At 40.6% G+C, this 23,191-nt stretch carries 18 protein-coding genes; 13 read left to right on the top strand and 5 right to left on the bottom strand.

Annotated elements, in window-relative coordinates:
- The gene (locus AACZ73_RS13165) at positions 1-2,256 is read left to right on the top strand and encodes an ATP-binding protein (protein WP_339878484.1); all 2,256 of its coding nucleotides are present in this window, start codon (positions 1-3) and stop codon (positions 2,254-2,256) included.
- Between the two features lie 163 nt (positions 2,257-2,419).
- Here AACZ73_RS13165 and AACZ73_RS13160 read toward each other — a convergent pair whose 3' ends face one another.
- The gene (locus AACZ73_RS13160; protein WP_339878483.1) at positions 2,420-2,806 is read right to left on the bottom strand and encodes a VOC family protein; all 387 of its coding nucleotides are present in this window, start codon (positions 2,804-2,806) and stop codon (positions 2,420-2,422) included.
- Positions 2,807-3,074: 268 nt separating this feature from the next.
- On the opposite strand from AACZ73_RS13160, the gene AACZ73_RS13155 reads away from it, so the two are divergent.
- Positions 3,075-3,671 (top strand): HD domain-containing protein, encoded by a 597-nt coding sequence (locus AACZ73_RS13155; protein WP_339878482.1) that lies wholly within the window; start codon positions 3,075-3,077, stop codon positions 3,669-3,671.
- Between the two features lie 153 nt (positions 3,672-3,824).
- Here AACZ73_RS13155 and lysS read toward each other — a convergent pair whose 3' ends face one another.
- Together lysS and AACZ73_RS13145 are read right to left on the bottom strand one after the other, a co-directional pair.
- Positions 3,825-5,531: a lysine--tRNA ligase gene (lysS, locus tag AACZ73_RS13150; RefSeq protein WP_339878481.1), complete on the bottom strand. Its 1,707-nt coding sequence runs from the start codon at positions 5,529-5,531 to the stop codon at positions 3,825-3,827.
- A 210-nt stretch (positions 5,532-5,741) separates the two neighbouring features.
- The gene (locus tag AACZ73_RS13145; protein ID WP_339878480.1) at positions 5,742-6,920 is read right to left on the bottom strand and encodes a proline dehydrogenase family protein; all 1,179 of its coding nucleotides are present in this window, start codon (positions 6,918-6,920) and stop codon (positions 5,742-5,744) included.
- A 663-nt stretch (positions 6,921-7,583) separates the two neighbouring features.
- Here AACZ73_RS13145 and AACZ73_RS13140 point away from each other — a divergent pair.
- The 11 genes from AACZ73_RS13140 to AACZ73_RS13090 all read left to right on the top strand — a co-directional run bounded on the left by AACZ73_RS13140 (position 7,584) and on the right by AACZ73_RS13090 (position 20,313).
- Positions 7,584-8,681 carry a chorismate mutase gene (locus tag AACZ73_RS13140; protein ID WP_339878479.1) on the top strand — a complete coding sequence of 366 codons (1,098 nt, stop codon included), beginning with the start codon at positions 7,584-7,586 and terminating at the stop codon, positions 8,679-8,681.
- Positions 8,682-8,771: 90 nt separating this feature from the next.
- Positions 8,772-9,815, top strand: coding sequence for a 3-dehydroquinate synthase (gene aroB, locus AACZ73_RS13135; RefSeq protein WP_339878477.1), 1,044 nt, complete (start codon positions 8,772-8,774; stop codon positions 9,813-9,815).
- A 26-nt stretch (positions 9,816-9,841) separates the two neighbouring features.
- Positions 9,842-11,068, top strand: coding sequence for a 3-phosphoshikimate 1-carboxyvinyltransferase (locus AACZ73_RS13130; RefSeq protein WP_339878744.1), 1,227 nt, complete (start codon positions 9,842-9,844; stop codon positions 11,066-11,068).
- 3 nt (positions 11,069-11,071) lie between these two features.
- On the top strand, positions 11,072-11,896 hold the full coding sequence (locus tag AACZ73_RS13125; RefSeq protein ID WP_339878475.1) for a prephenate dehydratase: 825 nt from the start codon (positions 11,072-11,074) through the stop codon (positions 11,894-11,896).
- 156 nt (positions 11,897-12,052) lie between these two features.
- Positions 12,053-13,198: an aminotransferase class I/II-fold pyridoxal phosphate-dependent enzyme gene (locus tag AACZ73_RS13120; RefSeq protein ID WP_339878474.1), complete on the top strand. Its 1,146-nt coding sequence runs from the start codon at positions 12,053-12,055 to the stop codon at positions 13,196-13,198.
- A 111-nt stretch (positions 13,199-13,309) separates the two neighbouring features.
- Positions 13,310-14,158, top strand: coding sequence for a prephenate dehydrogenase (locus AACZ73_RS13115; RefSeq protein ID WP_339878472.1), 849 nt, complete (start codon positions 13,310-13,312; stop codon positions 14,156-14,158).
- Positions 14,159-14,319: 161 nt separating this feature from the next.
- Positions 14,320-14,586, top strand: a complete 267-nt coding sequence (locus tag AACZ73_RS13110; protein WP_339878470.1) for a hypothetical protein — start codon at positions 14,320-14,322, stop codon at positions 14,584-14,586.
- Between the two features lie 351 nt (positions 14,587-14,937).
- Entirely contained in the window at positions 14,938-15,909 is a 972-nt protein-coding gene (locus AACZ73_RS13105) for a galactose oxidase (RefSeq protein WP_339878468.1), read from the top strand.
- Positions 15,910-16,062: 153 nt separating this feature from the next.
- A complete protein-coding gene (locus AACZ73_RS13100) occupies positions 16,063-16,761 on the top strand; it encodes an SIMPL domain-containing protein (RefSeq protein WP_339878467.1) in 699 nt (232 codons plus the stop codon).
- A gap of 132 nt (positions 16,762-16,893) precedes the next feature.
- Positions 16,894-17,475: a class I SAM-dependent methyltransferase gene (locus AACZ73_RS13095; protein WP_339878465.1), complete on the top strand. Its 582-nt coding sequence runs from the start codon at positions 16,894-16,896 to the stop codon at positions 17,473-17,475.
- Positions 17,476-17,787: 312 nt separating this feature from the next.
- On the top strand, positions 17,788-20,313 hold the full coding sequence (locus AACZ73_RS13090) for a phospholipase C, phosphocholine-specific (RefSeq protein ID WP_339878463.1): 2,526 nt from the start codon (positions 17,788-17,790) through the stop codon (positions 20,311-20,313).
- 455 nt (positions 20,314-20,768) lie between these two features.
- Here the strand turns inward: AACZ73_RS13090 and AACZ73_RS13085 are convergent, their stop codons facing one another.
- Together AACZ73_RS13085 and AACZ73_RS13080 are read right to left on the bottom strand one after the other, a co-directional pair.
- Positions 20,769-20,903: a hypothetical protein gene (locus AACZ73_RS13085; RefSeq protein ID WP_339878461.1), complete on the bottom strand. Its 135-nt coding sequence runs from the start codon at positions 20,901-20,903 to the stop codon at positions 20,769-20,771.
- Positions 20,904-20,926: 23 nt separating this feature from the next.
- Entirely contained in the window at positions 20,927-23,101 is a 2,175-nt protein-coding gene (locus AACZ73_RS13080; RefSeq protein ID WP_339878459.1) for a radical SAM protein, read from the bottom strand.
- Between the last annotated feature and the right edge of the window lie 90 nt (positions 23,102-23,191).

The following is a 23,191-nucleotide window of genomic DNA, read 5'->3' as shown; positions in this document are numbered from 1 at the left end:
ATGAAGTTAAAGGACATTGTAAACAGGGATATAGTCAATCTTACCAACTGTGAGCAGGAACCCATTCATATTCCCGGAAGTATTCAGCCCCATGGATTTCTCATCGGATTAGACATAAATTCACTCGTAATAGATTATTGCAGCGCCAATTCATCCGAGTTCATTGGAATCAGTTACATAGACATATTGGGGAAATCCTTCCCCGAAATCTTCGGCGAAAAAGCCAAATTAGATTTACAGGAATATATATCCAAAGATAAAATGTTGTCTTCTCTGTTGTTGAGAACAACCCTTCTTGGAAAGGATTTTCTTTGCACTGTTCACAAAAGCGACTCAACATTTATTTTGGAAGCTGAGCCTGTAAATAAGATCACTAAGCTACCAAACGAAGTATACGATAATACTTCCCAATTCCTTTCCTACATGCACACCACGCATAGCCTTAAAGATCTATGTAGTTTGGTGGCCAAAGGAACCCGGGACATCACCGGTTATGACCGGGTGATGGTATATCGGTTTGACAGCAATTACAACGGTGAGGTGATTGCAGAAAGCTGCCGTGAGGACTTGGAGCCTTTCTTAGGGCTGCACTACCCACATACGGATATTCCACCGCAGGCTAGGGAGCTCTACATGAGAAATCTTCTTAGGATGATCACCGATATTGATTATACTCCAGTGCCTATATATACGATAGATGACCAGCAAGAGAAAAACCTCGATCTCAGTCTTTCTATTTTGCGTAGCACTTCTCCTATTCACGTGCAGTATCTGCACAATATGGGCGTAGGCGCCACATTGACTATTTCCCTTATTTACAAACAGAAACTATGGGGACTGATCGCGTGTCATCATTATTCTCCGAAAAATCTGACACCTGAATTACGGCTTGCTGCTCAGCTTCAAGGGCATTTTATTACTTCGCAGATTGATTTAAGGCAATCAAATGAAGAATACGAAGTATCAAGAAAAGTCAATGCAGCTTTTGACATATTGAATGCATTTGAGATTTCTGATGATCCAGAGTCATTTAATCATTTTATTGAACAACCCGAACTTCTGAAGATTTGTAATGCCAGCGGCGTATCGCTGTTTTTTGAAGGCAAAGTTTACAAAAATGGAAACACTCCTTCAGATCAGGAGATCATGTTTTTATCAAATTACTTCGGTAGTATATCTGATCATACCAGTTATAGCACGAACAAAATGGTGGATTTGCTTCCAGATCATAGAGCAGTTTGCGAAAATACTGCTGGAGCAATCTATCATTCATTGGATATTGAGGGAAACAATTCAATTATCTGGTACAGACCCGAAACAAAAACCGAGGTCAACTGGGCAGGTGATCCGAATAAGTCAATTATACTTGACGAAAAAGGTCTTTCTCCAAGAAATTCATTTAAACTTTGGAAGGAATTCGTGGATTGCACCAGTAAGCCGTGGCTTCAGCCCGAACTGGATACTGCTGCAGCTTATGCAAATGGCCTTCAGAGACAGATTAACCTGATTAAAATAACGAAGGAAGAACAAAAATACCGAAAGCTAAGTGAGATGCTCAAGGAGGCAAATGCCGAACTGGAAAACATGAACTGGATTAGTTCTCATGACCTTCAGGAGCCACTTCGCAAGATGCAGCTGATCTCTTCCCATTTGTTGTTCGAAGATAAAGTGTCTGATACTGTACATCACTCGCTCAAGCGACTTAATTTCTCAGCAGAACGAATGCGCACTTTGCTTCAGGATATTTTGAAATACACTCGCCTGAAATATTCTGAGGATGATTTTGAAACTGTAGATCTTAATGAATTGGTAAACGAAGTGGGAAATGAACTAAGCGATGATTCTGAATTTATTACAATTGAGACAGAAAATCTTCCTGAGGTAAAAGGAATTCCATTTTTCCTTAAGCAGCTTTTTTCCAACCTTATTTCAAATTCAATCAAATATGCCAAAGCTGAGGTACCTACCAAAATTTCTATCTCAGGACACAACAAGCCCGTTCCATATCCTGACGGTTCAGATGATTTGCACCATTTGATTATATTGAAGGACAACGGAATTGGTTTTGATCAGAAGCATGCAGAGTCCATATTCAACGTGTTTACCCGTTTGCACCGCTCTAATGAGTATAGTGGATCTGGAGTAGGTCTTGCTTTGTGCAAAAAAATCATGCAGAACCATCGCGGATACATTAGTGCCAGTAGTACACCAGGCCAGGGAACAGAAATAAGCCTATATTTCCCTATTGAACAATAGTTCAAATGAGTAAGGGAGTCAATTCCTACTCATTTGAATATATTGTAGTATTTTAAAACCGTTATTATACCTGAAAATCATCGGTTTCAATTAAGTGAAGTGTTACGGGAAAGGATAAATGCTACTCAGAGAACTTGAAAAGCACTCAGCCGCCTTTTTCAATTCAACTCATCTGGGTACTTACTGCCCAGTAATTGCCGGCACAATCATAAAATGATCCTCTAGTATCAGGATCATTTTCTTTATTAACAGGTTTCTCAATTACTTCACAGCCAATTTCAATGGCTTTGTACAAAGTCGAGAACACATCCGGCACATACATGTGAAGCATGGTTTTGTTTGGCGGATATGCCGAGGTAGCGTTGCTAATCATGATCACTGAGTCATCCACCTTTAACTCAGCATGCATAATGGAACCATCTGGACGATCATATCTTCTCAGTTCTTCTGCACCGAAAATCGCTTTAAGCTGATCAATTAATTTAGGCGCATCATCGACGATCAAATAAGGTGAAAGTGAATTGTAAGCTTCAGGTTTGTAAGGATTCATTTTTTAAGGGAAATTAGCTCGAAATTCAATTTACAGAAGAAGATCAACTGATCCTACTACGAGTAAAATCAAAACTAGGCTGAAAGGAAATTGCGCTAATCTGGGAATCAATAAAGGGATGATACCTAGCCGAAAGTTTTTGGAGCTGGAGAAGTATATTCGATAGATAGCCACAGTATTCGGACCTAATTGCGAAGGGATTGACCATATATATTCGACTAGAAAACCTTCGATTAGGCGATATGAACTTTAAAATAACTGACTAACAATGAATACCGAGAATTTATTAAAACAAGTAAACTTCATCAAAGAAATAGATAAGTTGAAATACATTCAGCGTAAAACTAGGTTATTTAACAGTGATAGACATGAAAATGATGCTGAGCATAGTTGGCATTTAGCCATGATGACGATTGTTTTGGCGGAGCATTCTGACAAACCTATTGACGTGCTCAAAGTTGTAAAAATGGTCTTGATTCATGACATCGTTGAAATTGATGCCGGTGATACCTTTATTTATGACAGTGTAAAAAACCATACCAATACAGAGGAAGAATTAATTGCCGCTAAGCGCATATTTGGGCTTTTACCCAGAGAGCAGGCAGCGGAATTCATTGCCATTTGGGAGGAGTTTGAAGAGGGCTTGACAGATGAAGCGAAATTTGCTAAATCTATGGACAGGTTTGAGCCATTATTACAAAACACATCAAACGAAGGTGGAACATGGGCAGAATATGATGTTCCGTACGAAAAAGTGTATCAAAAGAAAAAAGTAATCAAAGAGGGTTCGACTTCAATATGGAACTACGCCGAGAATCTAATTAATGAAAGTGTGGAGAAAGGGATATTAAAGAAAACTGTTTAAATAATTTTCTACTGTTTTTATCTAATTGGATTTATAGCGGGTTTATTGACTTAAGTTGAAAGGTTTTACCATAAAACTAACATGCGCTAAAAAGTATCCCACAAAAAAAAACCGAGCTTCACAGCCCGGTTTTTACTTTTATATCAAGTTGGATTAGTCGACAAGTGATACTGTGATCGAATCACCCTCTTTAGTCACTTTAGCAACTCCCTTGCCTGTAAGGCCTTTCATTGCCACATCCCATTTCTTCCCGCTAAGTCCAGCTTTCCCTTTTAGATCGGCAATAGCCACTGGAGATTCCGCTTTAAGTAATTCGAATATGCCTTTTTCTTCCTCAGTCATTTCCACCTGCTTTTTCTCAGGTCTCATCTGAGGAAAAAATAATACTTCTTGGATGGTAGTATTATTAGTCATCAACATAGTCAGACGATCGATACCGATACCCAACCCTGAGGTCGGAGGCATGCCATATTCCAAGGCACGAAGGAAGTCTTCGTCCATCGCCATCGCCTCGTCATCACCACGCTCAGCCAGTTTCAACTGATCCTCAAAGCGCTCACGCTGATCGATAGGATCGTTTAGCTCGGTGTAGGCATTTCCGATTTCCTTACCATTTACAAACAATTCAAATCGCTCCACCAAACCTGGCTCGGTTCTATGCTTTTTCGCCAACGGAGTCATCTCTATCGGATAATCCGTGATGTAGGTAGGCTGGATCAAATGTGACTCAACTTTCTCAGAGAAAATCTCATCAACCAATCTACCTTTACCCATAGTCGCGTCAGTCTCTATGCCCATTTCAGCACAAACCTTGAGAAGACCTTCCTCATCCATCTTACTCACGTCCACGCCAGTATACTCTTTAATGGAATCGTACATGGTCAATCTTCTATAAGGACCGGCAAATTCAATCTCATTATTGCCTACCTTAATCTTGGTTTTTCCGTGAATAGCTTCTGTCACCTGCTCTATCATTTCCTCTACCATTCCCATCATCCAGATGTAGTCTTTGTAGGCCACATAGATTTCCATCGAAGTGAACTCTGGATTGTGTGTACGGTCCATGCCTTCATTTCTGAACATTTTCCCAAATTCATAAACCCCATCAAATCCACCTACGATCAATCTCTTCAGGTATAGCTCATTCGCTATTCTCAGGAATAGCGGCATATCCAAGGTATTGTGATGCGTATCAAATGGACGTGCAGCAGCTCCACCATGCACAGCTTGCAGGATTGGAGTCTCTACTTCCAGCCATCCATGATCGTCGAAATAGCGACGCATTTGCGTGATGATTTTTGAGCGTGTGATGAAAGTTTTCTTCACTTCAGGGTTCACTGTCAAGTCCACATAGCGCTGGCGGTATCTCATCTCAGGATCAGTAAATCCATCGTGTACATTGCCATCCTCGTCCCGCTTCACCACAGGAAGTGGCTTTACCGACTTCGAAAGCACAGTCATTTCCGTCACGTGAAGAGAAATCTCTCCTGTCTGCGTAGTAAAAATATAGCCTTTCAAGCCTAGAAAATCGCCGATTCCCAAAAGCTTCTTGAAAACTGAATTATATAAAGTTTTGTCTTCGCCTTCACAGATATCATCACGGCGAACATAAAATTGTAGTCTGCCAGTAGAATCCTGAATCTCGCCAAACGAAGCTGAACCCATAATTCTACGGCTCATCAGACGACCTGCTATAGAAATGCTCTTGTAGTCATTCTTGCGATTTTCATAGTTACGATGAATATCCTCCGCAGTGACATTGATAGGAAAAGCCTCAGCTGGATAGGGATTGATTCCTAGCTTCATCAGTTCTTCCCGATCTTTACGTCTTTCTATTTCCTGTTCGCTCAAAAGTTGCATTGTATTGATTTGAGATTTGTTGTCTATATTATTGTTGGGTGTCAGATGACCGATGCCCGATGTAAGCAGCAACTTTACAATCTTTCATCGTTTTACCTCACACTATTTATTATTATTTAATCTTCTGGGCTTCGACTCCGCTCAGCCTGACAACACTTTAGATACTGGACCTAATAATATTTTCGACTGATAACTGAGAATGCCAACTGATCACTTACTTTTCTTTCTTCTCTCTATTTCCTTCTTAATCAGCATAAACTCCCTACTGCTTTGTCCTGCAATACTGGAATTTTCAGAAGCTCTACGAATCAGGTAAGGCATTACTTTTTCCACAGGCCCGTAAGGAACATATTTCAACACACGATAACCAGCATCCGCTAGGTTAAAGGAGATGTTATCACTCATTCCATAGAGCTGCGCAAAGAAAACCCGGTCAGAGTTTTTGTCTATTTCATGCTTATCGATAAGATCAACTACTAGATGGTTACTTGCTTCATTGTGCGATCCACTGACTAAATACACACTGTTCGCTAGGCAAAACTCTACACCGAGATTGTAGTCCTTATCAGTTGCCGATTTGCTCGGTTGGATAGGACTTGGATAACCCATTTCATCTGCGCGCTTCGCTTCCTTTTCCATATATGCACCACGAACCAGTTTAGCTCCCAGTAAATATCCTGCCCCTCTAGATACAGCTTCGGCGGCCTTCAAGCGCTCAAGCATGTCGTGTCGATACATCTGATAAGTATTGTATACGATGCAGCTTTCCCTGTTATACTTCTCCATGGCTTCGTAAGCCAAGTCATCAATCACATCCTGAAACCAGGACTCCTCCGCATCGACCAATATTTTTATTCCTTTTTGATAAGCCGCACTACACAATTGATCAACTCGGTTTTTCATACGCTCGAAAGCAAGACGTTCTTCTTTCGAAAGTTTCTCTCCAGCCTGCATTTTGGTCATAATCTGATAATCACCTAATCCAGTCACTTTGAAAACCGCAAATGGCATAGAATCCTGATTCTCTGCTTTCTCGATAGTTTTCAAAATCTCTGCACAAGTCATATCAAAACTCGCTTCATCACCTTCTCCTTCTACTGAATAATCCAGTGTACTTTCTACACCGTATTCAGCTAATTTGCTTGCCGCATCGGAACTTTCTGAGATTGTTTCCCCTCCACAAAAGTGGCCAAACATCGTTTGCTTCATTATCCCTTTGATTGGCAGATGAAGCTTAAAGCCGATATTGGTCAAAGCAATTCCTATATCAGAAACCAATTTATTATTCAACATGGCAAAAACCAGGTACATTTTCCTGAGTTCTGCATTACTTTTTGAGGCGAAGGCAACCTTTAAGTTCTCAAAAGAAATATTGGGTTTGGCGGGCATATTCCAGAAATAAAGCTGCAAAGATATCAAAAAAACTGCTTTTGGGTTCCTTTTGTTATGATAATTGAATCGTGAAAAGTAACTGAAAAGCAGACATCAGTGAAGAGATATCTGAGATAGGCAAAAACATATTGGATTTCTTTGGTAATGGATTGCAGTCTCACATTATTCCTTAAACCAACATCCTTTCCCGTAAAACACAGCTAACATTTTTAAATTATTCCAAAAAAAATTTTCCAAATATTTCGATATGTTTTTAAAAATTAAACAAAATATAATTCCGAAAGATATCATATTTCATTTCCCGTTTAGAAAAATTCAATGAATCACCTGAATCTTTGCCGATTAAATAATACTCCGAATAAAAATTAATTTTGATTTTAAAAATCACCACTTTACATTTGGCACATGTTAAACACAGCAACGACATATTTTAGCTTCTTTTACTTTTACTTTCGAAGACAAAATCGAATCGGAGTTGTGTATTGCCTAGCCTAAAACTAAAAAGAAAATATAACACATAAAGCCCGATTCGAAAGAGTCGGGCTTTTTTCATTTAAAGCTCAGTAATTATGAAATCGAGCATGACGAAAAACATCACAAAGTGCGATGATATAAACCATGTGAGATTCCATGTGACCATTGAAAATAAATAACAAACACATGAAACAACACTTGCAAATCAAAGACTGGGGCCTAGGACTTACAGGCCCAACCATCATCGCAGGACCTTGCTCCGCAGAGACTCCAGAGCAAATCGAGCAGATTTGTATCGAGATGAAGGAAAACAATGTAATTCCGTCTATGTTCCGTGCCGGAATATGGAAGCCAAGAACTAGACCAGGAAGCTTCGAAGGTATCGGTGAAGAAGGACTGAAGTGGATGGAGATCGTCCGTCATCACCTGAATATCCCTATCACGGTTGAAGTTGGAAATGCAGCTCACGCTGAAATCGCCCTTAGAAACAATGTGGACGTAGTTTGGGTAGGCGCTAGAACTACTGTAAACCCATTTGCAGTACAGGAAATTGCTGACGCATTAGCAGGTTCTGATATACCAGTGATGGTGAAAAACCCAATGAACCCTGATCTTGACCTTTGGATGGGAGCTTTGGAAAGATTCCATGCTGTTGGACTTACTAAGCTGGCTGCAATTCACAGAGGATTCTCTGATGCATACGATAAGAGATACAGAAACAAGCCAAACTGGTCTATGCCAATGCATTTGAAACGTGTTTGGACTGGAATGGAAGTAATCAACGACCCTTCTCACATCGTGGGTAAAAGAGACGGAATCCTTGAAATCTCGCAAAAGGCGATGAACTTCGGATTGGACGGACTAATGATCGAGACGCACCATGACCCAGACAAAGCTTGGTCTGATGCTAAGCAGCAGGTAACTCCAGCTCGTCTAAAAGAGATTCTTTCAGCTATCGATTTCAAAAAACCATTGGAATCTGAGCAACCAAGCGAAAGACTGAATGATCTGAGAAGAGCGGTAGATCACTTGGACGATCAATTACTGGACATCCTACAAGAAAGATTTGCTGTGATCGACCAAATCGGCGCACACAAAAGAGAACATAACCTTTCCGTATTTCAATCTGATCGCTGGAAGGAAGTAATGGAAGGACGTACCGCAAAGGGAGTATCAAAAAACCTGAGCGAAAAATTTATGAGAGAGTTGCTTTATTGCATCCATGAGGAATCCGTGAAGCGCCAGGAAAAGCAGCTTAGAGAAGCTGATCCAGTAAAAAAGTAAATTCATAATCACTGAGCTATTTAAATTCTGAGGGGAATATTTCTCCTCAGAATTTTCTCCCAATTTTAGACTCAGTAAACTTCCTGCTTCGTGAACTCTATTATCTTTTCTGAAAACGCATCTGTGGATTTGACCGCCGTACTTGGCGAGCTCAACTTCTCGAGTCTTTTTATTTTAACAGATGAAAACACCAAGGAACATTGCCTACCCTTGGTTGAAGAAGTTTTCCCTTCAAATAGCACTTTTTTCACCATTGATTCCGGTGAAAAGAATAAGACCATTGCTACCTGCATGCAAATCTGGGCAGCGATGACTGAAGCCCACATTGACAGAAAAGCACTTTTCCTGAATATCGGGGGCGGTGTTTTGGGAGATATGGGTGGCTTTTGCGCCAGCATATATAAAAGAGGCATACGCTTCATAAACATGCCCACTACCCTACTTTCGCAAGTGGACGCGAGTGTGGGAGGAAAATTGGGAGTAGATTTCGAAGGCTTAAAAAATCACCTAGGCGTATTCAATGAGCCCGAAACTGTGATTGTTGCTTCCGAATTCCTAAAAACTTTACCTCAACAAGAGCTAAGATCTGGCTTTGCCGAAATCATAAAGCACGGATTGATACGGGACAAGAACTATTTCGAAAGTCTGGATTTTGAAAACTGGAGCAATTCCTATTGGACTCCGCTGATCCATCACTCTGTAGAGATCAAAAAAGCTGTAGTCAAAGAAGATCCTAAAGAAGCTGGCTTACGCAAAATCTTGAATTTTGGACACACGATAGGCCATGCACTTGAAACATACTTTTTGGATGGACCTAGACATTTATTACATGGAGAAGCCATCGCAGTCGGAATGATTTGCGAAGCCTGGCTCTCACACAAGAAATTAAAGCTTTCATTGGCAGAAGTGGAGCAGATTCAAGCTGCCTTTTTGAAAGTATATGGCAAGGTAGAAATCCTGGAAACTGACCTTCCAGCTGTTCTTGACTTCTGCCTGCAAGACAAGAAAAACGAAGGCAAAGAATTGATGTTTTCTTTGCTAAATGCTATTGGCGATTGCACCTATAATATCCCAATCACCCGCGATGAAATCCGGGAGGCGATCTATTATTATCAAAATTTACCTCAGACCTAATTACCAATATTGTGAATACTGAAACCATGGAAACCATTCATCTGGCCCAAAAATCAGATTTTTCGTCTACCCATATCCCACTTCCTTCTTCGAAAAGCGAATCCAATCGAGTGCTAATAATTGATGCACTTACGGAAGGTGAAAACAAGATAAGCAACCTTGCTGAGGCTCGTGATACGCAGACAATGATCAGTTTGCTTAAGAAAAACCCTCCAGTCTATGATGTTTTGGATGCTGGGACTACCATGCGATTTTTAACAGCCTATGCTGCGATCACCAACCAAAACAAAGTGATGACAGGAACTCCGCGTATGTGTGAGCGCCCGATCGGAATTTTGGTAGATGCACTGAGGACTGTAGGAGCTGAAATCCATTATTTAGGAGTGGAAGGCTATCCGCCGATGGCGGTTCATGGACTTTCAGAGCAAAAAAGTGATAAAGTTAAAATCCGAGGGGACGTTTCCAGCCAATATATTTCTGCGATGCTAATGATAGCACCTTTGTTACCAAAGGGATTAGAACTTGAATTGGAAGGAAAAGTTGGTTCTCGCTCTTATATAGAAATGACCTTAGATTCCATGTATCAATTTGGGATCAATTTCACCTGGGTTGATAATAAAATCACCGTCCCGCATCAAGTTTATAAATCCACAACATTCGCTGTAGAAAGCGACTGGTCAGGTGCTGGATATTGGTTTAGCTTATTGGCATGCGCTGATTCCGGTGAGCTTTTTCTTTCTGGATTGAAAGAAAACAGTCTCCAGGGAGATTCTGCAGTAGTGGAAATCATGGGGCAGCTAGGGGTTAAAAGCACGTTTAAGGATGGTGGGGTTTTATTGCAAAAACAGCCAGTAAAAGGATTGACTACTTGGGATTTCACGCATTGTCCGGACTTGGCTCAGACTATCGCAGTGACTTGTGCGATCTTAGGACAAAACGCGACCTTCACCGGATTGGAAAGTTTGAAAATTAAGGAAACAGACAGAATTTATGCCTTGCAGCAGGAATTGGCAAAGTTCAATGCAGACTTAAAGGAAGTCAAACCGGAAGTTTATCAAGTGATTCCATCTGTGACCATGCCTACTGATGTAAAAATTCACACCTACGATGACCACAGAATGGCAATGGCATTTATGCCTTTGATCACCAAAACCAGAGTGAGCATTGAAGATCCATCTGTGGTTAATAAATCTTACCCAAGCTTCTGGAAACATTGCCAGCTTGCGGGTATTTCCATTCTCAGCCAGTCTTAATATATGAGCAAGCTAAAAATAGCTATCCAAGGAGTACTTGGATCTTTTCATCATCAGGTTGCTTTGCGCAATTTTGGCAACGACATAGAAATACTAGATTTCACCACTTTTGAGCCAGTTGCTCGTGCTGTGTCAAATGAGGATGCTGACTTTGCTGTGATGGCGATTGAGAATTCCATTGCCGGAGCGATTTTGCCTAACTATGATTTAATTGATCGCTATGGATTGAGTATTCGTGACGAATATTACCTTCCTATTGGACATCAATTTATGGCACTTCCTGGACAAACAATTCAGGAAATAACTGAAGTTCGCTCCCACCCTATGGCTCTTTTGCAGTGCAAGGCTTTTTTTGCGCAGCATCCACATATCGCACTAAAAGAAGATACCGATACGGCTTCTGTAGCGCGTGATATCGCTGAAGGAAATTGGAAAGGTGTCGCAGCAATCGCATCCAGCATCGCAGCCGAGATCTATGGAATGGAAATCCTTGCACCGGATATTCAGACTGTGAAAAGCAATTTCACTCGATTTATTATTCTTCAGAAAGAATCTGTAAAACCAGCGAGCGAAGCGAATAAAGCATCCATAAAAGTTACCATCCAAAACCAAAAAGGTGGATTGGCGAAATTGCTGACTTTGATTTCTGAAAATGGAATTGATTTAAGTAAAATTCAATCCATTCCAGTGATCGAAAAACCATGGGAATATGCATTTTTCATCGACTTGGTTTTTGAAGATCATACCGTCTTCACTCAGACAATTGAAGAAATTCGAGCTAGCTTTGGTGAAGTGAAAATTTTTGGGGAATACCTAAGTAGGAAATAATAATATGACTATCCGTATTGATACAAATAGCTAAAATTTCCTTGCTGACCAAGCCCGATGACCGAAGTACTCTCAAAGCTAGTGTTAAACAAATCCTATAATGCTTTAGTCTCTTTACAAGTAAAAAAGCAGAAATACATAATTAAGAATAGATAAATGAAGGGCTTTGCAGATCGAGTGAGTAGTGTAGAGGAATATTACTTTTCCTCCAAACTGCGTGAGGTGAATCAGATGATTGCTGATGGAAAACCTATCATTAACCTAGGGATTGGGAGCCCGGATTTGGCTCCTGACAAACTTGTGATAGATGCGCTGAAAAACACAGCTGACAATTCCCAAGCTCATGGTTACCAAAATTATCAGGGAATTCCGCAGCTTCGAACTTCCATTGCCTCCTTTTATTCAAGGGAGTATGGCGTCACATTAGACCCAAACAAAGAAATTCTCCCTATGATGGGGTCCAAAGAAGGAATCATGCATCTCAGTATGACGTTTTTGAATCCAGGCGATGAGGTTTTGATACCAAATCCAGGTTATCCTACTTATACATCTGTCACAAATTTACTTGGAGCTACTCCAGTTTTCTACGGAATTGACCTGACGAAATCGGGCCGACCTAACTTAGAAGAATATGAAAATCAGGATCTAAGTAAGGTGAAACTTATGTGGATTAACTATCCTCATATGCCTACTGGCGCTCCTGGAAGCAAAGCTATTTTACAGGAATTGGTAGCTTTTGCTAAAAAGCATCAGATCGTCTTGCTTCATGACAATCCTTACAGTCACATTTTGACCAAAGAGCCAATCAGCATTTTGTCTATTCCTGGAGCTAAGGATGTTGCGATGGAATTGAATTCTTTGAGCAAAGCATTCAATATGCCTGGCTGGCGTGTAGGAATGCTTGTAGGTCGGGAAGATTGGATTGCAAAAGTATTGAAAGTGAAAAGCAATATGGATTCCGGGATGTTTTTGGGAATTCAGAAAGGTGCTATTGCAGCTTTAAATTTAGGGGAAAGTTGGTTTTCTGATATTGAAAGCACTTATCAAAGCCGCAGAAAACTGGTCTGGAAATTGGCAGATAAGCTTAACCTAAGCTATGATACTAATGCAGCAGGGCTATTTGTCTGGTGCCAAGTGCCTGAAGGAAAGACTGCCGATCAAATCGTGGACGAATTACTCTACGAGAGAAACATATTCATTACTCCTGGAAAAATCTTTGGATCAGCTGGAGAAGGCTACGTTCGCTTTTCGCTTTGTATGCCTGAGTTTAAAATCTTGGAAGCTATAAACCGGATTAAATAAATTTACCGATGACGGGTAACCGACGACACGAATTCGCTAGTGTTGCCCAAATCCTATGATGCTTTTATCTTTTTGGATAGAAGAGCAAAGCATTATTCTAAACTACTAACTATGAAAAAAATACACATTGTAGGTCTAGGACTTCTGGGAGGCTCTTTTGCCTTGGCTGCTAAGGAAAAATTCTCTGATCTTTTGATTACAGGCACTGATGCAAATGAGAAAAATTTGCAGGATGCTTTGAGTCTTGGGATCATTCAGGAGGCAAAAGAATCAGCAGATCCTGACACTGATATTATTATTTTGGCAACTCCTGCCGACAAATTAAACGATCTTTTGCTAAAAACCCTTGATCAAGTAGGTGAAGACACTTTGGTTTTTGATGTGGGATCTACAAAAGCAAAACTCTGTTCTTTAGTTACAGATCATCCCAAAAGAAAGCAATACCTAGCTGCTCACCCAATTGCAGGGACTGAGTATTCGGGACCAAAAGCAGCTTTTAAGGATTTGCTTGACCGCAAAGTGATGATCATCTGTGAGCTTGAACAAACTGATCTTAGTCTGAAAGAAAAGGCTTATGAGCTATTTGATGTGCTGAATCTGAAATTGAGATTTATGGATCCCGAGGAGCACGACCGCCACTTGGCTTTTGTATCGCATCTCTCTCACATTTCCTCATTTATGTTGGGTAAAACTGTCCTTCAAAAAATGGAAGACGAGAAAAACATCTTCGATATGGCAGGTTCAGGATTTGCATCTACCGTCCGTCTCGCCAAGTCAAGTCCTGCTATGTGGGCTCCGATTCTGACAGAAAACAAAGACAATATCTTATCTGCCCTAGACGGTTATATTTCCAATTTGACTGCATTCCGTGATAAAATTGCCGCAAGTGATGGACAAGGCTTATCAGATGACATGAAAGAAATTAACAAAATCGGAGATATCCTGGATTTGGAAAAGTAAGTCAACACCGGATTTTTGAAATCTGATTTCACTATTTAAAAGCGCCATTTGTTTAGATAAGCAGATGGTGTTTTTTATTTTATAGAAAAACTCATTAGCTATTAGTATACCAAATTATTGAAGGGTTTCTCAACTTTCACTCGCTAATCCAGTATATTTATATGCCTTTAAGTACACCAAAAACTAAGATAATGACACTTCAATATATCCAAGACAAAGAAGGAAAAACTACTGGAGTTATAATTCCTATTGAAGAATGGGAGTCATTGAAAGAAAAGTATTCTGAATTGCAAGAAGCTGACAGTCCATCCGATTTAGCGTCATGGCAAAAGAACATTATAGATGAGCGAATTGCTGATTATTATGATGATCCAAAAAATGTAAGTGATTTTGACAAAACACTGAACGAAATTGAAAAGAGTTTATGAGTTTCATTTTTGTCAACAGTCCTAAAGTCTACTCTGACATTAGAAATGCTGTTGCTTATTATAATGAAATTAACCCAAAACTAGCCAAACAATTTTTATCCAGAATACGCGAAGCTAAATCTCGAATAGCTCAATCTCCCGAAGCATTTCAGATAAAGTACAATGAAGCAAGGACAATTCTATTACATCAGTTCCCCTACCACATTCACTACCTAGTTGATTCCACAAAAAACAGAATTGTCATTCTTGCTATCATTCATTCTTATCAAAACCCACAAGATTATACACTCAGATAAGATTAATTGTATTTGAATCCTTATTTTTATTCTAACCAAACATATTTCGATCGCTATGAAGCACTTTTTTATAATTACACTTTTGCTCTTGACTACAGCCGCATTTTCTCAATCATCAGATCACTGGACGGCAGTAGAACCAACAAACTATCCCTTACCACGTCATGAAAATTCATTCGTGGAAGACAATGGAAAGTTCTATCTCCTTGGTGGCAGAGGCGTCAAGCCAATCGAAGAATACGACCCAAAGTCCAATACCTGGAAAACGTTGGCCATGGCTCCGATGGAGTTCCATCACTTTCAGGCAATTTCTTTCAAAAACGAAATCTATGTGATCGGAGCTTTGACAGGAGGATATCCTCACGAAACTCCTTTGACGCATTTCCTGATTTTCAACCCAAAAACTAATACTTGGAGGGAGGGTGCTGAGATTCCGGAGGACAGAAGAAGAGGTTCTGCAGGAGTGTTGACTCGCGGAGATAAAATCTACATGGTTTGCGGAATTGTAGACGGTCACTATGCCGACTTTGTCCCGTGGTTTGATGAGTATGACACAAAAACGGGAGAATGGACAGTTCTTCCAGACGCTCCAAGACCAAGAGATCACTTTGGAGCTGTGTTAGTCGATGACAAAGTCTATGCATCCGGTGGGAGAACTTCGCATGCCGAGATTGGAAAAGTATTGGACTTGGTGATTCCAGAAGTGGATTTCTTCGACTTTAAGACGAAGGAGTGGAATACCGTTGAAGCAGGATTACCTACTCCGAGAGGGGGAACTTCTTCGATAGGAAAAGGCCCTTATTTATTGGTCATGAATGGAGAAAGCACTGTCCAAGAAGCTTCGCATTCTGAAGTAGAGGTACTTGATACGCGTACTGGAAACTGGTCTAAACTGCCAAATCTTATTCAGGGAAGACACGGAACGGGTGTGGTCTACTACAAAGGCAAACTCCACGTAGCTGCCGGCAGTGCGAAAAGAGGCGGAGGACCTGAATTAAATACAATGGAAGTATTGGAATGGAAGTAGAGAAATCTGATTTCCGATTTGAAAATTGAGATTTTAGTAATGGCTACTTAATTTTTAATTACAGTTCCCTTAATTTCTCTTAATAGAAATAATTATGTCTAAAGCTGGCTTCGATTTTGAACAATCAGAAGCAGAACTAAACCAATCACACAAATGAAAAATTATTTAACTCTACTATTTGCATTAATGCTGGTAGTGCCTGTTTTTGCCCAGGACAACATGACTGTTCCTCTAATAGAAGTGGAAGGATTTAGCGAGAAAAGGGTAGCACCAGATGAAGCCAGTTTTCAGATCAACCTGGAAGAAAAGGCCATGAAAGTAAGTGACGCAGTCTCTGTTTTAAACAAAAAGACGCAAATGCTGGCTGATGCTTTAAAAAATGCCAAAATCAAAGATTACAAATTGATTGCAGACAATTATTCAGTAGACGTTAATCGAATTTATAGAAGTGGTACATCGCGGGATTCTGGCTATGTAGCGCATCAATCCCTTAGAGTAGTCACCAGCAGTAAGAATGAGGATTTACAGAAGATAGTAGAGGCCATTCAGAAATCCGGAGATATGAGTTTTAATTTGAATTTTCAGATTTCCGAGGCTACAAGAAAGTCGCTGGAGGATAAATTACTTACCGTAGCATTGAAGAATGCAGAAAGTAGAGCTCAATTTATCGCCGAGACCTTAGGTATTAAATCAATACGTGTTCATAGAGTATCGCTAGAGTCCCAGCCAGTTACTTATGCTTATGCCAAAATGGAAATGATGCGTACGAGCGCCGATGCAGTAGCGCCTCCACTGCTCAATCCCGATGATCAAAGCATTCAAAAAAGAGTTTACGTAAAATATACTTACTAATTGAAAGGCCTCTAACGAGGCTTTTTTAATTATTAGGCTATATAAATTAACAAACAGTCGATCGCACTCTCCGCATTTTATGGAGAAATTTGGGATTGCTACCTACTTATTTTTAAATGAAAATATACATAAATGAAACAATCAGATATTAGAATAAAACCTGCCTCCCATCCATCCATAGAGGCCAAATGTCAGGAGATAGGATTTACCATGCCCTCTGATCTTTATATCGGAACACTCCTCAAAACCTTGATAGCCAGTAAACCTGCCGGAAATTTCCTTGAACTAGGTACAGGAATAGGATTATCACTTTCTTGGATGGTCGATGGCTTGGATAAATTCGGCAAAATCATATCTATAGATAATGACCCTGAGCTCACAGGCATAGTCAGTGCAATTTTTGAGCAGGATCCAAGGGTAAAAATCTTATGTCAGGATGGGGCTGAATTCATCAAGACTTTCGAGGGGGACAAATTTGACCTTATTTTCGCTGATGCCTGGCCAGGAAAATATAGTGAGTTGGATGAAACACTTTCCATGCTGAAAGTTGGCGGCATGTATGTCATCGATGATATGGATCCTCAACCTAATTGGCCGGAAGGACATGCAGAAAAAGCCAAAATTTTAGTTGAGCTATTGGAAAATCGAACCGATTTTACACTTACGAAAATGAACTGGTCAACAGGAATTATTTTGATGACAAAGCTGAAGTAAAAAGGCTCATTGATGCTGATGACAATTTTCAATTAGTTATCCGCGATTTGACGAAGCTTACAATTTTACCTAAACGTCACCTGCTAAAAAAACTTGGCCGCATTCTCTCAACCTTGTTTTTTTGACTCTAGAATGTCTTCCATTTTACATTTTTTCATAAAAATGAAATTACATAACAATTACTCAAGCAATGCTAAGCCTCTGATCTAGTTTAATTTATAGACTTTCACTAAAAATCATAACAAAAAGGAAATCACAGAAACCTTCTGCCAAAACAGAAAAGTCCCTATAATTAAATCACAAATCAGTGTTATGAACGATTCAAGAAGAGAATTTTTAAAGAAAGCAGCTTTGGTAACTGGTGGTGCAAGTATCTGGAGCTCCATGCCAATGGCAGTACAGCGTGCCATGGCGATTCCTGCTGCTCCGGGAACGACTTTTTACGACGCCGAGCACGTAGTAATGCTAATGCAGGAAAACAGATCATTCGATCACTGTTTTGGTACCATGAAAGGTGTACGTGGCTTTAATGATCCACGGGCGATTACTCTTCCAGATCAAAATCCTGTTTGGCTGCAACCGGATATAAATGGAAACCGATTTGCACCTTTTCGCTTTGACATCAAAGACACCAAAGCAACATGGATGAGCGGAACGCCGCATTCTTGGGAAAATCAAGTGGACGCAAGAAATGAAGGAAAATACAATGGCTGGATTGAGGCAAAGAGACCTGAAAAAGAATATTACGATCTTCCCCTCACGATGGGATTTTATAGCCGAGAAGATTTACCTTTCTATTATGCATTAGCAGATGCATTCACGGTATGCGATCAGCACTTTTGCGCAGCACTGACAGGAACTACTACAAATAGAAGTTATTTTTGGACGGGTAAAACCCATGGAGAAGATGGCGAAAAAGCCAAAGTCCGTAATGGAGAATTAACTTATACAAAAGAAGGTAGCTGGAGAACATTCCCGGAATTGCTGGAAGAAAACAATGTTTCTTGGAAAGTCTATCAAAACGAACTGAGCATTTCTACTGAATTACAAGGTGAAGCGGAATCTCTTTTGGCAAACTTCACAGACAATAACCTGGAATGGTTTTCACAATTCGGTGTTCGTTTCCACCCTGAGCATTACCTTTTTCTTCAGAAACGGGCAAAGGAACTTCCTTCTGAAATTTCCAAATTGAAGGTGAATATAGCCAGCTCTCCTGCCAATGTATCAGCCCTGCAAAAAGAATTGAAAGAAAAGGAAAATAGCTTGGCTTATCTCGATGTATACCTAAAAAAGTGGAATGCTGAAGAATTTGAAAAGCTCTCGGACAAATCAAAAAATCTTCATAAAAAGGCTTTCCAAACAAATGCAGAAGATCCTTATTTCCACCAAACCGAAAAACTATCCTACCAGGAAAATGGAGAAGACCGTGAAACTTTGATTCCAAAAGGAGACATTCTCCACCAATTCCGTAAAGATGTAAAAGAAGGCACTTTGCCGACAGTTACTTGGTTAGTAGCTCCGCAGAAATTTTCTGATCACCCAAGCGCGCCTTGGTATGGTGCATGGTATGCCTCGGAGGTAATGAATATTTTGACCGAAGATCCAGAGGTGTGGAAGAAGACCATTTTCATCATCAATTACGATGAGAACGATGGCTATTTTGATCACATCCCTCCTTTCGTCCCGCCAAATCCAAACGAGCCTAATGGAAAAATGTCTGAAGGACTTTCCAGTGTAGGAGAATTTGTGACTGCAGAGGAAGAATTAAGAGAAGGATTTAAGGCCAATGAAGCGAGAACCAGCCCAGTTGGATTGGGATATAGAGTGCCTCTGATTATAGCCTCACCTTGGTCGCGCGGCGGATGGGTAAATTCTGAAGTTTGTGACATTACTTCCACTATTCAATTTTTGGAAACTTTCCTTACCAAGAAGACCGGCAAGAAAATCGAAGAAACAAATATTAGCTCTTGGAGAAGAACAGTCAGCGGAGATTTAACATCGGCATTCCGTCCTTACAATGATGAGAAAATTAAACATGCTGAGCCCGTAAATCAGGAGGAATTTGTGAAGCAGATTTACAATGCTAAATTCAAAAATGTCCCTACTAATTTCATAAAGCTTTCGGAAGAAGAAGCTAAAAAAGAAGCGTCTAACCAAGCAAATTCATCTGTTTTCCCAATTCAGGAACCTGGCACTAAGCCCTCCAACGGATTGAAATACGACTTGCATGCGGACGGGAAAATCAGTTCTGACGGGAAAAATTTCATCATTACTTTCACATCATCTCAGGAAATTTTCGGGAAAGAAGCCCTAGGTTCGGGATTTAATGTATATGCTCCTGGCAACTATCTCAACTCCAAATCTAAAATTTTTGAGCCGGTAAAAATCTGGGCTTTCGCTGTAAAATCTGGAGACACTATTTCTTATGAATGGCCAATTTCAGAATTTGAAAATGGGCAATATCACCTTCGTGTCTATGGACCAAATGGATTCTATCGGGAATTTAAAGGTAAGTCTCCACAAAAAAACTTGGACGTCAGTGCAAAAGCAGTTTTAAATAACAACAAAGCCAGTGATGAACTTTTGTTTATAATAAAAAATACCTCTTCATCTAACTTGACATTGAAGGCTAAAGATGATGTTTATCTAAAAACAAACAAAGAAATAAAGCTGGCTGCAGGCGCTGAAACAAGCCTTAAAGTGGATACGAAAAAGTACAAAGGATGGTATCAGGTTACTTTTGAAGAAAAAGATCAGGATCTGAAAATAACCTATGCCGGAAGATTGGAATCAGGCAAAGACAGCATTTCAGATCCAAATATGGGGAGAGTAATCTAGTGCTAAAATCTGTTAGCTACATTGCCCCATTAGCAAATAGATAACTACGAATACCAGAATAGTTCCTAGGCATCCTCCGCCTAGTTTATAGGCTCCGTAGCCTGCGATTAATCCTTTGAAAAGATTGTTCATGTCGGGGAAATTATATGGTTAAATTGTTTGTCGGATCATCAATTCACAAGTTGTGCCACAGCAATTATTATTTTGAATGATCCATTCGAATCACTCTAATTCGCCGCTTGGTACATAGAAATCTATTTTCAAATAATACCGCTGAGTAAAAAATATCCCGATTTGAGATTACAATCGCTCGCCCAAATCGAGTGGGATTTGTAGTTCTAATCTGAGTAATACAAACTTCAAACTCACAAAAGTGAAACGCTAATGTAGGCTCCGCAAACCCGTAATTTCAAACTGAGCGAAGTCGTAATATTAGGCTAAGCTAATTCGGAATGTCAGGCTAAGCAAAGTGGAAATCTCAAGCTGAGTGAAGTGGGAATGTCAGGCTGAGCGAAGTCGAAGCCTGATTTATAATTGTCCTCGACTTCGCTCGGACTGACATGATTTCCAATAAAATCATAGTATGTCATTGATAGCAAAATTGGGATGTTTCCTAAAAAACCAACAATCCATGCTCTCTCAGGATTTCCCAGACTTCTGATTCCAACATCTCTTCAAAGTCGCCAAATTGAGATTCATAGCTTTCCCGGATTGGCTTTAGGGTATTTAGCTTTTGGTTATAACCCACTGTATTTAGAAGTTCAGCAACCCAGATCCCCAAATTAAGCGGTAGCTCCATGGCGAAGTCTTCTTTTTTCCCTGAAAAAATCAACTCCGCAAGCTCATCCTCTTCGAAAACCTGCAGCTCAGGCTGCGCTCCTATCCAAAGAATTCTGTTTCGATCTTTATATTCTGGAGCTGGCTCGTTATTGATTTCTTGAGCTATGTAATTCTTAGAAATAGTAGTTTTTGGTACCTTGGCTTCAAACCAATCCTGAAGCGGTACATCGAAACAGACTCCATGCATGTAATTGAAAAGTGATTTGCGTAAGCCCTCGCTAAAAATCTCATGATCCGCTCCCGTAGGATCATCATGAGGCAAATCATTATTTGCAAAAGTACCTTCCACAGGCATGAGATTAACTGCTCCAAAAGACTTTGGATCCAGCCCAACTGGGCTATGTGCAGTCATGGCAAATCGATGCCAGAAACCGGATTGGATCACTCCCGCTTGAATTAGCTGACGAACCATTTCCAAGGAATCAATTGTTTCCTGAGCAGTTTGGGTTGGAAAACCATACATCAAATACGCATGAACCATGATTCCTGATTGGGTGAAATGGTTGGTTACCTGGGCGACTTGAGAGACTGTCACTCCCTTTTTGATCATTTCCCGCAAGCGATCAGAGGCGACTTCCAAACCGCCAGAAACCGCAATACATCCAGAAGCTCTCAGAAGCCGGCACAGGTCTGCGGTAAAACTGCTTTCAAAACGAATATTCGTCCACCAAACCACAGAGAGTTCTCTGCGAAGAATCTCAATTGCCAGATCCCGCATCAAAGCAGGTGGTGCCGCCTCATCCACAAAATGAAACCCATTTTCGCCAGTCTGAGCGATAATCTCCTCGATACGATCGCATAAAATCGATGCAGTGATCGGTTCATACCTCCCGATGTAATCCAGCGACACGTCGCAAAAGGTGCATTTTCCCCAGTAGCAACCATGTGCCAGTGTCATCTTATTCCAACGACCATCCGACCAAAGTCTATGCATTGGGTTTGCCACTTCAATCACAGAGAGGTAATCCCGAATCAGCAAATCGCTGTAATCCGGCGTACCCACTTCTCGCTGAGCCACATCTTTTACTGCATGATTATTACAAAAAGTCACTTGACCGTCAACTCGGGTAAAGGTTCGCTTCAGCTCAGCAACCGGTATCTTCCCATCCAGATGATCGAGCAACAGCCGAATTGGAGCTTCTCCATCATCCAGTACAATAAAGTCCATGTAATCAAAAACCCGAGGTTCCTTTAGCGAGCGCAACTCCGTATTTGGATATCCTCCTCCCATCCAAAGTACCAAGTTTGGATGATGCTTTTTCAGGTATTGCCCGCATTTGAAAGCCCCGTAAAGATTTCCTGGGAAAGGCACTGAAAAGGCAACAGAAGTAGGCTGGTACTGCTGTATCTTTTGCTCCAGTAAATCACAAAGTAAGTCATCGATCAAACCGGAAGGTTGATTCAGTGCTTCCTGCATCTCATCATAAGTATTGGCGGACATGCCCAAGCGCTCAGCATAGCGGCTAAAGCCGAAATGAGGATCTATCTGTTCCGAGATCAAATCACCGATATCTTCCAGATAAAGAGTCGCGAAATACCGGGCTTTATCCCGAATCCCAAGCGTACCAAAAGCCCATTCCAGATCATCCAATTGCTCGAAGCGACTGGCCTCAGGCAGGTAATCTCCCTCAGCAATTCTATAAGCCAGCGTAGGATTTCTATCCTGTAGAAAAGCAATCACAGGATCTATGGTTTGCAAGTAATTAGCTTTCAATCGCACAATACGTGCAGCATTGTCCGACAAATCTGCCTGATTAGCTTCAATCTCTGCAAAAATCTTGGTTAATCCTGCCTTGGAAAAAAGTTGCAAAATCACCTCTATTCCTAGATCAACCTGATTGGATGCCACTCCGATTTGATTCATATAGCCTTTCAGATAAGCCGTAGCCGGATAAGGCGTATTAAGCTGGGTAAAAGGCGGGGTGATGAATAGAACTTTTGAAGCCAAGGGAATAGTCAATGATTTGTGCGTGCAAGTTCGGAAGAATAAAAGGAAGTTGGAAGTGGGGAGAGGAAGTTGGGAAGTTGGAGGTTGGAA

Origin of the sequence: uncultured Algoriphagus sp. (genome assembly GCF_963974835.1) — a bacterium.
GTDB lineage: Bacteria > Bacteroidota > Bacteroidia > Cytophagales > Cyclobacteriaceae > Algoriphagus.
Note: the sequence above shows the minus strand (reverse complement) of the source record. Positions and strands in the feature narration are given on the sequence as shown.